Annotated in this window: 11 protein-coding genes and 1 pseudogene; 5 read left to right on the top strand and 7 right to left on the bottom strand. The window is 69.6% G+C overall.

Translation table 11 applies throughout. From position 1 onward, the window contains the following. Positions 1 to 73: 73 nt before the first annotated feature. The gene (locus V6U89_RS16990; RefSeq protein WP_334572173.1) at positions 74 to 283 is read right to left on the bottom strand and encodes a hypothetical protein; all 210 of its coding nucleotides are present in this window, start codon (positions 281 to 283) and stop codon (positions 74 to 76) included. 595 nt (positions 284 to 878) lie between these two features. On the opposite strand from V6U89_RS16990, the gene V6U89_RS16985 reads away from it, so the two are divergent. The 3 genes from V6U89_RS16985 to V6U89_RS16975 are packed head-to-tail and all read left to right on the top strand — an operon-like array spanning position 879 to position 3,027. Further along, positions 879 to 2,225, top strand: coding sequence for a hypothetical protein (locus tag V6U89_RS16985; RefSeq protein WP_334572172.1), 1,347 nt, complete (start codon positions 879 to 881; stop codon positions 2,223 to 2,225). Further along, on the top strand, positions 2,222 to 2,782 hold the full coding sequence (locus V6U89_RS16980; RefSeq protein ID WP_334572171.1) for a flavoprotein: 561 nt from the start codon (positions 2,222 to 2,224) through the stop codon (positions 2,780 to 2,782). Before V6U89_RS16985 ends, V6U89_RS16980 begins: the two co-directional genes overlap by 4 nt. A gap of 26 nt (positions 2,783 to 2,808) precedes the next feature. Continuing rightward, the gene (locus tag V6U89_RS16975; protein ID WP_334572170.1) at positions 2,809 to 3,027 is read left to right on the top strand and encodes a hypothetical protein; all 219 of its coding nucleotides are present in this window, start codon (positions 2,809 to 2,811) and stop codon (positions 3,025 to 3,027) included. 559 nt (positions 3,028 to 3,586) lie between these two features. On the opposite strand, the gene V6U89_RS16970 is transcribed toward V6U89_RS16975, so the two are convergent. Further along, positions 3,587 to 4,999 carry a hypothetical protein gene (locus tag V6U89_RS16970; RefSeq protein ID WP_334572169.1) on the bottom strand — a complete coding sequence of 471 codons (1,413 nt, stop codon included), beginning with the start codon at positions 4,997 to 4,999 and terminating at the stop codon, positions 3,587 to 3,589. A gap of 434 nt (positions 5,000 to 5,433) precedes the next feature. Here V6U89_RS16970 and V6U89_RS16965 point away from each other — a divergent pair, with 434 nt between their 5' ends. After that, on the top strand, positions 5,434 to 7,689 hold the full coding sequence (locus tag V6U89_RS16965; RefSeq protein WP_334572167.1) for a hypothetical protein: 2,256 nt from the start codon (positions 5,434 to 5,436) through the stop codon (positions 7,687 to 7,689). Between the two features lie 1,474 nt (positions 7,690 to 9,163). Here V6U89_RS16965 and V6U89_RS16960 read toward each other — a convergent pair. After that, entirely contained in the window at positions 9,164 to 10,666 is a 1,503-nt protein-coding gene (locus V6U89_RS16960) for a hypothetical protein (protein ID WP_334572165.1), read from the bottom strand. A gap of 530 nt (positions 10,667 to 11,196) precedes the next feature. Between V6U89_RS16960 and V6U89_RS16955 the strand changes: the two are divergent. Further along, positions 11,197 to 11,798 (top strand): annotated as a pseudogene (locus V6U89_RS16955) (GNAT family N-acetyltransferase). Here the strand turns inward: V6U89_RS16955 and V6U89_RS16950 are convergent. From V6U89_RS16950 to urtB, 4 genes are read right to left on the bottom strand one after another with little or no spacing between them, the layout of a single operon-like run. Next, positions 11,708 to 12,400: an ATP-binding cassette domain-containing protein gene (locus V6U89_RS16950; protein WP_334572164.1), complete on the bottom strand. Its 693-nt coding sequence runs from the start codon at positions 12,398 to 12,400 to the stop codon at positions 11,708 to 11,710. The pseudogene V6U89_RS16955 and the gene V6U89_RS16950 overlap by 91 nt on opposite strands. Next, positions 12,400 to 13,167 (bottom strand): urea ABC transporter ATP-binding protein UrtD, encoded by a 768-nt coding sequence (gene urtD / locus V6U89_RS16945; RefSeq protein ID WP_334572163.1) that lies wholly within the window; start codon positions 13,165 to 13,167, stop codon positions 12,400 to 12,402. Before urtD ends, V6U89_RS16950 begins: the two co-directional genes overlap by 1 nt. After that, entirely contained in the window at positions 13,164 to 14,306 is a 1,143-nt protein-coding gene (gene urtC, locus V6U89_RS16940; RefSeq protein WP_334572162.1) for an urea ABC transporter permease subunit UrtC, read from the bottom strand. Before urtC ends, urtD begins: the two co-directional genes overlap by 4 nt. Further along, complete coding sequence (gene urtB / locus V6U89_RS16935) at positions 14,303 to 15,190, bottom strand: urea ABC transporter permease subunit UrtB (RefSeq protein WP_334572161.1); 888 nt, start codon at positions 15,188 to 15,190, stop codon at positions 14,303 to 14,305. The genes urtC and urtB overlap by 4 nt, the downstream gene beginning before the upstream one ends. Between the last annotated feature and the right edge of the window lie 23 nt (positions 15,191 to 15,213).

The following is a 15,213-nucleotide window of genomic DNA, read 5'->3' as shown; positions in this document are numbered from 1 at the left end:
TGACAGGTGGCCACAATGCGAGCCAGCAGGACCACCCGCGCGGTCGACTGCTGCAGTGACAGGCCAGCGCCGGTCATGACGCCGGCTGTCGGGCGGCGGCGTCTGCGACGACCTGGGCCAGGTAGCTCTCGGCCCATTCGTTCTCCTCGCAGTTCCCGGGTGAGGTGCAGGAGATGCAAACCCTGGCGTGCGGGCGGCCGTCGGGCACCCGGTGCAGGAGGGCGATCGAGTTGGCCGTGGCCGTGGCGGCGGCGGTGATGGCGTGGACGAGGATGCCGCTCATCGGGGCCGCCCCGGCACCCGGTAGAGGGTGCGCTGTCCAAGGGTCATCAGCGGCCCGGCCCTCGGGTAGAAGCGGGTCGGCTCCACCAATGGCCCCACCTGCTTCGGCAAGAACCCTGAGGCAGGCTCAGGGAGCCGGGATCGCTCGGCCATCGCGCTACGCGAGACATACACCGTCATGCCGGTACCTCCATCAGAGACGGTGAGCGGCGGGCTCGCCGGGGGAAGGGCGAGCCCACCGCCGCACCACAGCGGCCAGGAGCAGACCGCCAATCACCCACCCACGCAGCCCACCTGGCGGTACGCAGGCGGGGCATCATTCACGCGTAAGGGAGCGGGCTGGGACGGCACCGGTCGAAGCGCCAAGGCCAGCTCTTGACTCCCAGCCCTTCCGTTATTCATCCCGAACTCCCTGGCGTGAGGCTGCGATTGCGCGCCGGCCGCGTACTCGCCGAGAGTGGCGCACCAGCCCAGTCAGGTTCGCTCGGTGAGTGCAGCATTGGGGATGTCCTGGCGGTGCACTCACGGTGCACCTGCCAGCACGCCAAGTGCCGATACGATCGTCCGGACGACTGTCCGCATCGAGAGGACGTGCGATGGCCGCGGTGACGACCTGGACCGGCCGGGAGGCAAACGCGCTGCGTCAGGCGTCGCGGATGAGCGTTACCGGCTTCGCCGAGCACCTGGGCGCCGCACGGCGAACGGTGGCCAAGTGGAGCAGCCAAGGCAACAAGGTCCATCTGAGGGCAGACATGCAGGCCGCTCTCGACACGGTCCTGGCGCGGGCCACCTCGGACGTCCGCGAGCGCTTCGAAGCACTGGTGAGGGAAGGTACCAGTGGTGCACTTGCGGGTCCTGCGACGCTGCCCGTCAGGGACACGCAGACCCATACTGGCGAAGGCGGCATTCACGACTTCGACTCGGATGGCGACGTGCGGCGCAGAGATCTCCTGACCGGCGTGACGATCAGCGGCATCGCCCTGCCGAACGTCGCGGCTCTGCTCGACGCACTGGTCGCACCACGACCTTGCAACCCCGAGCCCATTGCCTTACCGATCCGGCAGTTCGATCGGGAGGTAGCCGCCGCGAAAACCGACTATCAGGCGTGCCGTTACGAGCAGGTTCTCGCCAGACTTGTCGCCCTGCTACCCGCCGTGGAACCCACTCGTGCGGAGGCCGAGGGTGAGCAGCGGACGCAGGTCGACGCCCTGGCCAGCGACCTCTACCACGTCGTCGGCAGCGTGCTGCTCAAGGTCGGCGACAAAGGCATGGCCTTGGTCGCCGCCGAACGCAGCGCCCGTGCCGCTGAGAGCAGTCAGGACCCGGTGGCGATGGCTGCAAGTGCCCGGATCATGACCCACGCCCTCATGAGCAACGGCCACGGTACCCAGGGGCGACAGCTTGCCGAAGACGCGGCCGAGCACCTCCGACGCGGCAGCGGACTCGCGTCGACCGACGCGGTCGCCGTGTACGGCGCACTGCTGCTTCGCGGTGCTATCGCCGCCGCCCGCGACGACAACAGAGACAACGCGCAGGCCATGCTCGATGAGGCTTCCCATGCCGCCGATCGACTCGGCTACGACGGCAACGACCGGTGGACCGGCTTCGGTGCCACCAACGTCCTGCTGCACCGCGTCAACATCGCGCTGACCCTGGGCGACGCCGGCACCGCCATCACCCTCGCCCGCCAGGTGCCGCTGGACAAGATCGACCTCGCCGAACGCAGAGCCTCCCTGTTCGTCGACGTGGCCCGCGCCTACACGCAATGGGGACGCTACGAGCACGGCCTGAACGCGCTACGCAACGCGTACGAGGTGGCACCAGAGGAGATCCGGTGCCGACCAGCGGTGCAGCGCATCGCAAGCGACCTGGTAGTCCTCACCCGGGGGCGCGTTCGCAGTGCTGCCCTCGACTTCGCCCAGCACGCCGGGATCCGCGTATGACCAGCGGACACCTGCAAATCGTCGTCTGCGCTGCCGGCCCCGCCGCAGACGTGACACAACTGGTCACCACCGCGACGCGCCAGTCGTGGACAACGGCGGTCACCGCCACCCCCAGCGCCCTCGACTTCGTCGACGCCGAAACGATAGAACGGCTGACCGGGCACCCGGTCCGGTCCACATACCGGTCCTCCCCCGGCACCCGCCGATCTCTCCCCGCCGCGGACGCGCTCATCATCGCCCCCGCCACCTACAACTCCGTCAACAAGATCGCCCTTGGCATCGCTGACAACTATGCGATGACCGCAGTCGCCGAGCTAATCGGCCGGCGGGTGCCCACCGTGGTCGTCCCGTTCGTCAACGCCGCCCTGGCCACCCGCACACCCTTCCAACGTGCCGTGGCGAACCTTCGCGATGAGCACGTCCGGATTCTCCTCGGGGCCAACGACGGATGGGAGCCACACCCACCCGGCAGCGGCAACAGTCGTCAGAATGCCTTCCCCTGGACGACGGCGTTCGAAGCGGCGACCGGGTTGGCCGGCGAGAGATTGAGCAGGTGAACCCCGGTGCTCACATAATCGGCATCATGGAGCCCATACGCGAGGCCTCGACCCTTGATGAACTGGTGCGCTTCGCGACGCAACTGCCGCCCGAGCAGGCGCGAAACCTGCTCGCGAGCGCGTATCCCGCATCGCTCACACCCGAACAGGATGCTGGGTTAGCGCTACCCGCCTTGGTCTACGTGTCTTGGGCCCAGTACCTTGCGGACACCGCAGCTGAAGAACGCGAGGCGTGGGCCGGCTGAAGGCTCGCGCAGCGAATCGGACGAGGCTCATGTCCGGGCCACCGGACTGCAAGATCACCGCCGCGGACGTCTGGAACGTCCTTCAGGCCGCTGAAGGGCGCTGCGAGCACTGCGGCTCCCTCGCCCTCGAACATCGGCCGTCGGGCGCCGACGGGCGGCCGGCACCCTGGGCGCACGTGGGTCGACGCATCGGCTCCCTCGGCCACCGGCTCGCCCGCTTCAACGGCGGCTCTAACACCACCGCAAACCTGTGCTGGTCATGCCTGTGGTGCAACACTTGGCCAACCGAACGACACCCCGGCGCAACAAACCACGGCGGGCACCAACCGACGACGTGAATGCTAGCGGCGAGTAGACCACACTTTTCGCCAGCGGGCGGTAAGCGGTCATGAGCGCGCTGCTGATCACGCGAAAGCGAAGTGCGGTCCAAGTGGTGGCTGTGGCTTCGCGGCCCGCGGGCAGGCCGTGCTCCCGCAGTAGATGCCGCGATGCGTCCAGCGACGCCTCTGCTCCGGTCGCGGCGGCGGCCACCGCGTACTTCGGCAGGCAACGCCCAGCTTCAAGCGGAATCCGCTGCCGAGATTCCGGGAGGCGCCTCGAAGAGGAGGTCACCGGCCCGCTTGACCCGCAGGCCCGAGCCGGGAACTCGTGCGACCAACTTGTCCATCAGGCTCTCGGCGTGGGAGCGAGACAGATTCGTCGCGACGTACACCGGGCCGGCGGAGGTCTGTACCTCCCTTGGAAAATATCCTGGGGTCACGTCGTTTTGATTCGCGCCGACGGCACCGTTGATGATCGTCGCCGCGATGCCCTCGCGCTCGGCGACGAACTTCACTAGATCGCGTACTGCTCGCGCGGCGGCGACGGGTCGCCGGGTGCCCTTCGGCCCCTCCAAGGAGTAGATCGTGAACCGGCCGCGTACACGGCGGAGCCGCAGGCGCAGCAGTTGCTGCCGGTCGGCGTCCTTTGCGGCCCCGACGTAGCGGTCGCGGAAGACGGCGAGCAACTCGTCGTCCAACTTCCGGATCCGGGTCGTCTCGGTCGGATAGTCCATCAGCCGGGCGACCTGGCCCTCTTCGAGGTTGGAGAGCGCCGCTTCCAGTTGGCCGATGGTGGTCACGTCCAGCGCGGCCAACTGGTCGACGAGGACGGCGAGCGACGGCGGGTCGCCCGGCTCATCCCTTGGGAAGCGGTCGGCGATCAGCTCGCCCAGTGTTGCTAGGTCCAGTGGAGTCGGGTTGAGGGCCTCCGGCGACGGCTCGTCCACCCCGATCACGGGCTCGCCAGCCGGTGCGACCTCGCCGGCGTCCTGCGGCCGGAGCAACTCCTCGATCTCGTCGAAGATTTTGTCCATGTACCGGCGCATCCCGCCAGCCTCAACGAAGTACTGATCCACCCGCCCCTTGTCGCCGGGCGTCAGCTCCTGGTACGCGCCAGACTTGTAGCGGATGTCGTGCTCGTACTCCGCCCACGCGTGACCCGCCACACTGCGCACCTGGATCTCCAGGCCCTGGTACTTACCGAGGTACTTCGCGAGGGCCACGTAGCGTCGCTGCACGCCAGAATCCTTGATGCCCGAGATGACGATGTGCTCGCTGTCGTACCCGTTGTGCCTTTTGTCGCCGGGATTCTGCCGCTCCCGGTACTCGCAGCGGCTCACGATGAGGTCTGCCAGGTCGTTGCGCGCTCGGGTGGTGTAGACGATTACCCGGGCCGCCACGCAGTCATGGATCTGCGCAGCGGGGTCGGTGTACTTCGGTGTTCCGTCGTCCTTCGTCTTCTGTGATTTCTCCGTGTACGAGGCCAGGGTTTTGGGGCGTGCCTCCACTAGGTGGACGTCGATGCTGGCGTCCCGCGCCAACTCGGTGAGGAAGCGTTTCGTCTCGCCGGCCGCGTCGGCTAGGAAAGCCTGGTCCTGCGCGTACTGCCACAGGTGGGCGGGGACCTGTTCGAAGCCTTCGCCTTGGGACACGCACGCAGCCTACCCGCGCGCGGATCCGAAGTGGAGGGCCAGCCCGGCCACCGGTGATTGTGGTTCAGGCGGGTTGCAGGGCCTGGGTGTCTGGTTCCCGACGCAGGTGGTGCCGGCAATGGCCGGTGAACCGATGGCGGTTTCTCGGACACCGGATTGCGGGACCGCTTTCGCCGATCAGCCGTCGGCCAAGCGTTCCATTCGGGCGTCGAAGGGTCTCCATTGACAGACAGGCAGCTACTGTATGCGGTCACATCGGTGCTGGTAGTTGTGAAGGTCTAGCGTCGCGCCTTCGGTTGCGGCGGCCCGGACCTGCACGAGAGGCAGAGCCACCTATGCGTTATTTCGAACCCATCACCGCCTCGCACCACCATTCGCCCGGCCGCCTGCACCGGGGACGGCACGGTTCAGCTTTTGGCCTACTGATCCGAGCCGTGCTGTTGGTCGTGGTCGGTGCCTTCACCGGAGCGGTGGTGGCGTCCGCGCCCGCCGCGGCCGAGGAGACGGTGTGCGGCCCGTGGTCCACCGAGCAGGACATGCTCGACACCATCGGAGAGTGGTGCCGCAGCACCTGGCTGGTCGACCCGGGTCGGGGCAACCTCGTCAGCCGTCAGCAGTTGCTCGACAACGCCGACCTGTACGCGCGCCACGGCTTCTCCCGGCAGTGGCTGTGGTACGCCCCGGAGCGGGTCGTGACGGTCGCGGCGGGCTCGTCCCAGGAGTGGGTCGCCTGCCCCGCGGGCCTGCACTACGGCGGCGCCTGTCCGACCGGGGCGGCCCTGCCGCATCACCCGATCCTGGGCAACTTCACCGCCGGGCCCGTGCAGTTCCACGTGCTCGAGTACGGCGGATCGGTGATCGCCCGCGCCTGCGGCAACTTCTGGCACCCGCCCGGCGGGCAGTCAGCGCCGGTGCCCTGGTTGAGCGTGGAGAAGTACGACGACCGCAACCGAAACGGCGCCCGCGACGCCGGCGAGGGGCCGCTGGCCGGGTGGCAGTTTCGGATCAGCCGGATAGGCAGCCGGGTTGGTCAGGCCAACGCGCACGTCGGCACCATCGCCACCGGCGGGAGCGGGCAGGCCCGCTTCGACTTCAACGGCGCCGGCCCGGGAACCTACCTCGTGGAGGAGATCGGTCAGGACGGCTGGGCGCCCACGACCCCCGCCTCCCGGGTGGTCGAGGTACCCGAGGGCATCGGTGACGGCCAAGTCGCAAACGTGGTCTTCGGCAACGCCGAAACGCGCGCGGACCTCGTCAAGGCCGAGTTCGGCCTGGTTGCACCGCCGCAACGGCTCGAAGCCGATGAGGACACCGACCTGGCGGTGCGCGCCGTGCTGCGTAACGACGGCCCCGCCGACGTCACCGCCACCGACACACTGACCGTCACCGTGCCGCACGACTGCACCGCGGAACCGGCGCAGACGCACGTGAGCCGGCAGCTGGCACGCGGGCAGTCCGCCGTCGTCGACTTCCGGGTCCGGGTGCGCTGCAGCCAACCGTCGTTCCACCCGATGACGTTCACCGACCAGCTGAACGTCGCCACCGGCGGTGTCACCGACCCAGACCTCATCAACAACACCGTCGCCTTCGAACACGTATTTCCGGTGTTCCACCGCGCCGACGTGCAGCTGAGCGGGACGGCCGTGGTGTGCCCGCCGCGGGCCGACGTCGGCGAGCGCTTCCAGTGCACCGTGTCCGCCGTCCTCACCAACGCCGGCCCCTACGGCCCGGTCACCACCAACGTCACGTTCGGGCTGCACCCACCCGCCGACTGCGACGTCACCAGCGACGACGCCCGCCAGACCCAGAGCCTGCCCACCGGGCAACCCCAGGTCGTCTCCTCCACCTGGCAGGTCACCTGCGCCCAGCGCAGCTACCACCCCACCACCGCGGTCGCCGCCGCCGTGCTGGACCACCTGCACGTCGAAGATCCCATCGCCGGCAACGCCAGCGGCGACGCGGAGAGCATCGTGGAGATCTTCGAACCGGCCGACCTGTCGGTGGACGACCTCACCGTGCGCTGCACCGAACGCGAGAGCACCACCACCGCGTCCGCATGCACCGCCAAGGCACTGATCCGCAATGCCGGCCCGGCCACCGCAGTGGCCACGCGCACCGCGCTCACCATCGACGTCGCCGACGACTGCAGCGCCAGCGCCGACGGCCCCGACACCCACCAGGTCACCCTCGACCGGGACGGTACGGCCGTCGTCACCACAACCTGGCGGATCACGTGTACCAGCAACGCCCGGCACAGCGCCACCGTCGCCGCGAGGGTGGTGACTGACGAACCTCACGCCGAGGACCGGGCGGCGGCCAACAACACGACTCGCACCGTGTGGAACCCCGTTGACGTCAAGCCGCGGAGCCTGCCCAGCGCCGTCAACATGGGGAAGGAGGGCGTCCTGCCCTTCGCCGTGCTGTCTACGGCCGACGTCAACGCCCTGACCGACGTCGACCGCGCCAGCCTGCGGTTCGGACGTACGGGCACGGAGAACAGTGTCATCTCCTGCGCCGCCGACGGTGAGGACGTCAACAACGACGGTCGTCTCGACCTGATCTGCCGGGCCGACACCGCGGCTACCGGCATCACCTGCGGCACCACTGTGCTCCTGATGACCGGACAGTTGACCGACGGCATCCGGCTCGTCGGCGAAGACGACGTCAAGGTCGTCGGCTGTCGGACCTGACCGCGCCTGCCCTGACGGGCTGCGGTCGCGCCATTGACCGCAGCCCGCCAGGGCGGTCCAGACAAGATCGCCGCCGGGTCACGCTTGCCCCGCGGCCACCCCGCATGGACATGGATGTCGATCCTCGCTGTAGTCGGGTCTACCGCCTCCACCATGACGCGGTGCCCGCCCCAGTCGACGAAGTGGAAGACTCGCAGGAGATCGTCGACCGCTCGTACTCCCTCGACCAGCCGTGGTCGTGAAGCTGTCGGCGTAGCTCCCCGGCCGCAATGAAGTCCTGGCCTCTACCGGCGCCAAGCGCCCAGGAGGGCCGGCTCCGCTTCAGTCCTTGATTACAGACATGCGCCCGGCGCAGTCCGGTGCGGACACGCCAGGTCCGCTCGGCATGGCGATTCTGCTGACACCGGTCGTGATGTGCTTGGTCGCTGCTGTCGCCATTACGTTCTTCGCCACGAACCCTGACCTCGCACCGGCATGGATGCGTGATGTGTGGGCTACTGGATGACGGTAGCCTGCGTGGCGGCGCTGCCGGCCCTCGTCTACGCCCGCATCCGGTCGCGGCGCTGAGCCTGGTCAGCTCATTCATGCACTCGTTGCCTGCCGTTGGCCAGCGCGCAGCTCGCTCGCCGCCGGTGACTGAATCCGGCTCCCACAGCAACCAGCGCAAGGAAGACGTCGTGCCGCTGGTGGTCGCCAACGTCGCGGCGAGCGGACTGCTCCCAATCTGCTCCCAATTTAAGGGGCAGACGGCAAGAAACCCGTTACCGGAACTTCCGGTAACGGGCTTTTGACCTGGAAATATCCACGGTGGGCGATACTGGGATCGAACCAGTGACCTCTTCGGTGTGAAAGAAAGTGCTCTCCACAGCATTGCTACGTAGTTCACTCGAACGAGCGGCAGCAAGCCCCGCCATCAAGCAGCGCTCGCCCATGTCGAGGCTGCCAAGAGACATGACAACCGCAATGATGTAACGCCCGCCCTGCTCAATCAGCGCTATGGCTAACGCCCAGACCACTGATGATCTACCCGCCCCCGGCACCGCAGCCCGGGCAACCATCGCCGACTGCGACGCCAAGCTCGACCGCTACCGAGCAGCCCTCGACGCCGGAGCCGCCCCGACGGTGATTACCGGCTGGATCACCCAAACCCAGGCGGAGCGACACGTGCCGAAGCCGATCTCCACGCCATACCGAACAAGAGCTCACAGCGGATGAGCCGAACAGAGATCACCAACCTGGTCCAAGCAACTCGGCCTCCGACTCACGTACAGCCAGAAACGCAAACGGTGCGCGCTGAAGCTGATCTCAGCGCGCACCGTGGGGTTATGGGTCGTGTCGGAGGAGCGACACGGACCCTTGCCCCACCGCCGATGACCGTCGGCAAGACTTTGAGACTCACCTCTTCGGATCCGCCGAAGGAGTCTTCGAACCGAAGAGCCTGGTCAGAGCGTTGCCGGTGGGATCGAATTGGAGTTCAGTGCAGGGCGGTGTGGGCGTCGGTGAGGAAGCGGTCGCGGTCGTCGCCGTGGGCGACTGCCGCGTTGTAGACGGCGTCGATCGCGGCGACCAGAGGTTCGTCGTTCGCCAGGGCGATCAGGGCGGGGAACGCGGCGGCCTGCTGGAGCATTTCGGTGACGCCGCATCCGCCGATCGCTCTAGGGTCCAGGCGCAGCGGGATGGTGGTGTGCGGCACCTCGGGATCGGACAAGAGCCGGTTGAACGCGGCGGTGCCGCTCTGCTCGGTGAAGGAGCGGGGTAGTGGGCGGTCGGCCTCGGCGGCGGCGAGCGCGTCGGCGATCCACCCGATCTGCTCCAGCCCGGCCACCCGCATCGCGCGGCGGGCCGCCCAGCAGGCCGCCCCGCGCTGGCGGGCGGCGGGCAGCGCGTCGATCCGGTCGAGCAACGGGCGGTCGATCCGGGCCAGGGACCGCGCCTGGCTGAGGAGCCCGCGGACACGGTCCGACGGCGGAGCACCTCCCCACTCCGCGGCGTCGCGCTCGGCCTGCAGGCGGCGGGTCTTCTCGGCCAGCGCGGTCGCCTCGGCGGCCTGCCCACGCAAGGTCTCCATCCACGGGTACGACCCGGCGGTGTCGAGCAGATGGTCCCAGATCAGGCCGAGGGCGAAGGCGTGCCGGCCCAGCACTCCCTCGTGTCGCAGCGCGAAGCCGTCGGGGCCGGACGTCAGCCGTACGGTACTCGGCTCGTCGTCCGGCAGCGTGGCCAGCGGACGAGGAAAGATCGGCTCGTCGGCGGTGGCCCACGACCACAGGAGAGTCTCGGCGTCGACCCGCTTCAGCCGGACCTCCAGGTCGCCGGCGGGCAGCACTCCCAGCGGGACCTCGACCGGCGCGGGCCGGTAGCGGGCCACCGCCACCCGGGACAGGCCGGTGTCGTCCTCGTACGGGTCACGTGGCAGCGGCGGCAGAATGGCCGGGCGGCCGGACGGGCGCGGTACCAGCGACAGCATCGCCCACTCGGCGGCCTTCGCCGGTCTCTGCTCCCAGTCGCGGCCCCCCGGATCGGCCAGCACAGTGCGCCATGGCCTCTCCTCGGACACCGCCCAGATGTGCAGCTCGTGCCGCTCGGGCGGATCGTCGTCGGTGCGTACGGTCTCGTGCAGGCGGTCGCGCGCGTGCACCCGCACCCGAACCAGTCCGCGCGGAACGGCGACGTCGGTCAGGGCCTCCGCGGTGCCACCCATCAGGCCGACGACCGACAGCCGGCCGCTGGGACACCACAGCGTCGCCTCACTGATCGCGTCCCAGCCGACGTCGACCTCTGCCGGAGGATCGGACAGGACACGGACGCGTGCCTCGATCCAGCCGGTGTGGATGCCGCAGAAACCGGTGAACTGATTCGGCCCGCCGACGTGCAGCAGGTCGTCACCGAGGATGTAGATCCCCACGCCGGACGCACCCGGCACGGTGGACACGTCGTACTGGCAGTGGCTGACGAACAGCCGCGCCCAGTCGGTCACGGATGCCGGAGTTGGATAATCCGCTCCATGCAGATCGTTCACCCCCGGATCCTACGGCCGTCGTCATCGAACCTATAGAGCACGGGATCGATGGGAAGTCCTGGCCAGCGCTATCCGACCAGGCCGGGCGGCCGGCCCGGTGGCGCCCTGACCTGCGAGAACGACAACTCCCAGGTCATGGCGGGTGCAGTTGAGTACTGGCGTTGAGCGCTGTTCAACGCCGTTCAATGGCTGCCGATTCGCGGCGAGCGCCGGGCGGAGCGCTTCGGCGGTGACATGAACGGTGTCGGGACCCGCTCCGCGAGCCGCGGAGCTCCCTGCCGCCAACGTACGTGCTTTTCCTCCCCACTGAAGACAGTCAGATTGACAGTCTGCCCAGGCTCGTGACTCGGCTACTTGATCCCCAGTGGTCCGGAGAGCCAAGAACGGTAAGGCCCAAACACCTCACATGCCGCAGACCGCGCGGGTCAGCGCCCGCTCGTGCCGAATTGAGGATGCGCAGGCATGGTCGATTCGGTACCAATGTCGCTATGCCCGAGCTGAGCCCGCCCGTCGTACGGGTGCATCGACCGTTCGTTGCCGCCATGGCCGAGTTTCGCGCCGAGGGACGCGGTAGCTCGGGAGATGACACCATGATCGGGGCTGAGCTGCGCGAGTTTGGGCGCCGCTGGGCGGTACTTGAGGGCTTCGCCGCGTACGTCGACTGGTTGCGGTCCCAGGCCCTGGAGGATTCACCCCGACCTGACGGCTACGTGCCATCGACCACGCTGTGGTGGATCCAGGACGACGATTACCTCGGCCGCCTCGCGATCCGGCATCGCTTGCCCCCTCACTTGCGGGAGGTCGGCGGCCACGTTGGCTAGGACGTGCGGCCATCGGCGCGGCGTCGGGGCCATGCCACCGCGATGCTGCGCGCCGCGTTGCCGGTGGCGTACAGCCTGGCATCGCGTCGGCGTTGGTGACGTGCGACGTAGACAACGTGGCATCCCGCAAGGTGATCGAGTCCAACGGCGGCATCTTTGAGACACGGCACCCGTGCACTCACACGGCGAGGGCGGCCCGGACCGCCGTCTCGGCCCCCACGCCGCCCGCGCCGGTCGACGTCACCCGCCCCGACTCGAGGACGTGGTAGTGGTCGGCGACCCGCAGCGCGAAGCCGAGGTGCTGCTCCACCAGCAGTACGCTGATGCCGGCCTGCCGGGTGAGCCCGACGATCCGGTCCTGGATCTCCGTCACCACCGACGGCTGGATGCCCTCGGTCGGCTCGTCGAGCATGAGCAGCCGCGGTCGGGTGATGAGCGCCCGGGCCAGGGCGAGTTGCTGCCGCTGCCCGCCGGAGAGCAGGCCAGCCCGGCGCCGCAGCAGCGGCCGCAGCGCCGGGAACAGGTCCAGCGCGTCCGCGGTGGCGGCGGCGCCGTCGCGGCGCCCGTCGGCCACCAGGCGCAGGTTCTCACCCGCCGTCAGATGGGGGAAGCACTGCTGCCCCTGCGGGACGTACGCCAACCCACGCGCCACCCGCTGGTGCGGGGCGAGTCGGGTGACGTCCTCGCCGTCCAGCTCGACCACACCCGCGGTGGGGCGGAGCAGGCCGGCGGCGACCCGCAGCAGCGTGCTCTTGCCGGCCCCGTTGTGGCCCAGCACGGCGACCACCCCGTCGGTGGGCACCGCCAGGTCGACCCCGTGCAGCACCTGGGTGCGGCCGTACCCGGCGGACACCCCGCGCAGCACCAGCATCACTCACCTCCGCTCGGGGCCGACCCGGTGTCGACCGGGTGGCCGAGGTAGACCTCCTGCACCCGCGGGTCGGCCTGCACCTGCGCCACGGTGCCCTCGCTGAGCACGCGGCCGGCGTGCAGCACGGTGACCGTCCGCGCGAAGCGGCGCAGGAAGTCCATGTCGTGCTCGATCACCACCACGGTGCGGTCCCGGCTCACCGTCTCCAGCAGGGCGCCGGTGGCGTCGCGCTCCTCGTGGCTCATGCCGGCCACCGGCTCGTCGAGCAGCAGTAGCTTCGCGTCCTGGACGAGCAGCATCCCGATCTCCAGCCACTGCCTCTGCCCGTGGGCGAGGGTGCCGGCTGGTTGCTCGGCGTGCCCGGCCAGCCCGATCGTGTCCAGTGCCGCGGCTACCTGGTCGGGCACGCTCCGCCGCCGCCGTGCGAGGGTCGCCCAGCCGCGCCGGGCACCGGCGGCGATGTCGAGGTTCTGCAGGACGGACAGCTCCTCGAAGACGGCGGCGGTCTGGAAGGTACGGCCGACGCCGAGCCGGCTGATCCGGTGCACCGGCCGGCCGAGCAGCTCGTGCGCGCCGAAGCGCACCGACCCGGTGGCCCGGACCAGCCCGGTGACCGCGTCAACCAGGGTGGTCTTGCCGGCGCCGTTCGGCCCGATGAGGAACCGGATGTCACCCGACGGCACGGTGAGGCTCACCCCGTCCACGGCGGTGAACCCGTCGAAGCTGACCCGCAGGTCGCGGATCACCAGCCCGTCGAGCTCGCTCACGCCGCCGCCTCCGTGCGGCGGCGGCGCAGCCGGGCAAGCGGGCCGGGGCCGTCGCGGCGGGCGACCAGCGACGCCAGGCCGCCCGGTAGGAACGCCACGACCAGCACGAACAACCCCCCTTGCAGGTACGTCCAGGTGCCCGGGAACCGTTCGGACAGAGCGGTACGCGCCCACGCCACCGCCACCGCGCCGAGCACCGGGCCGAGCAGGGTGGCCCGTCCCCCGACGGCGACACCGATGACGAACTCGATCGACGGAACGATCCCGATCAGCGCCGGCGAGATGATGCCGACCGCCGGGACGAAGAGCGCTCCGGCCAGGCCGGCCATGCCGGCCGCGGTCACGTACGCGACGAGTTTCACCGTCGCCGGGTCGTACCCGAGGAAGCGCACGCGCTCCTCGCCGTCGCGTACGGCGACCAGCAGCTCGCCGTAGCGGCTCTGCACGAGCTGGCGGGCCAGCGCCAGCAGCGCCAGCAGGGCGGCGGCGATGAGGAAGTAGATCGTCCGCTGGTTGACCGGGTCGTCGAGGTCGTACCCGAAGAAGCCCTGGATGTCGGTGAGACCGTTGGTGCCGCCGGTGGTGCCCTGCTGGCCGACCAGCAGGATCACCATGGCGGCGGCGAGGGCCTGACTGAGGATGGCGAAGTAGGCGCCGCGGACCCGCCGCCGGAAGACCAGCGAGCCGAGCCCGAACGCGACCGCCATCGGCAGCAGCACCGTGGCGGGCAGGGCGAACCACGGGCTCGCGAACGGCCGCCACCACAGCGGCAGTTCGTCGAGTTGCCCGTACAGCTGCATGAAGTCGGGCATCTGGCCCGGTCCCGCGTCGGCGAGCTTGAGGTGCATGGCCATCGCGTAGCCGCCGAGGCCGAAGAAGACGCCCTGGCCGAGGGTGAGCAGGCCGCCCCGGCCCCAGGCGATGCCGATGCCGACCGCCACCATGGCCAGGCAGAGGTACCTGGCCAGCAGCGACAGCCGGAAGTCGGACAGCACCAGCGGGGCGACGGCGAACAGCAGCGCGGCCCCGAGCGCGAAGCCGGCGGCGGCGCGCAGCCAGGGGCGCGGGCGGCGCACCGCCGGTGGTGGCGCCGCGTCGGGGGCGAGGTCGGTGACGGGCGGTCCGGCGACGGCGGTCATGCCAGGCTCCTGGTACGCAGGGTGAACAGGCCTTGGGGTCGCCACTGGAGGAACGCCACGATGGCGACGAACACCATCACCTTGGCGACGCTCAGGGTGGTGAGGTACTCGCCGGTGGCCTGGAGCACGCCGAGCGCGAACGCGACGATCACGCTCCCCTTGAGCTGGCCGATCCCGCCGACCACGACGACCAGGAAGGCGTCGATGATCAGGTTGGTGCCCATGGTGGGGCCGATCGGGCCGAGCAGGGTGAGCGCGACGCCGGCGAGGCCGGCCAGGCCGGAGCCGACGAAGAAGGTGGTGCGGTCGACGCGGGCGGTGGGGATGCCGGAGACCGCGGCGAGGTCGCGGTTCTGCACGACGGCGCGGATCCGCCGGCCGAGCGGGGTGAGCCGCAGGGCGAGGGTCAGCGCCACGACCGCAGCGAGCGCCAGGGCCAGGATCAACAGCCGGTTGTTCGCGACCGTCAGCCCGCCGGGCAGGGCGATGTTGCCGGTGAGCAGCTCCGGCGCGCGGGTCTGCACGTTGGGGCTGCCGAAGATGTCGCGGGCCAGTTGCTGCAGGATCAGCGACACGCCCCAGGTGACCAGCAGGGTGTCCAGCGGGCGGGCGTAGAGGCGGCGGATCAGCAGGATCTCGAGCAGCACGCCCATCGTGCCGGCCACCACGAAGGCGACCGGCAGCGCGACCAGCAGGGACCAGCCGGCGCCGGTGATGGTCTGCTGGAGCACGTACGTGGTGTAGGCGCCGGCCATGATGAACTCGCCGTGCGCCATGTTGATGACGTTCATCTGGCCGAACGTCAGCGCGAGGCCGAGCGCGATGAGCAGCAGGACCGCCCCGATGCTGACGCCGGTGAACAGTTGACCGATGAGGACTGTCACGGTGCGAACTCCGTACGGGTGGG

The sequence above is a fragment of the Micromonospora sp. CPCC 206171 genome (genome assembly GCF_036906755.1).
Lineage (GTDB): Bacteria > Actinomycetota > Actinomycetes > Mycobacteriales > Micromonosporaceae > Micromonospora > Micromonospora purpureochromogenes.
Note: the sequence above shows the minus strand (reverse complement) of the source record. Positions and strands in the feature narration are given on the sequence as shown.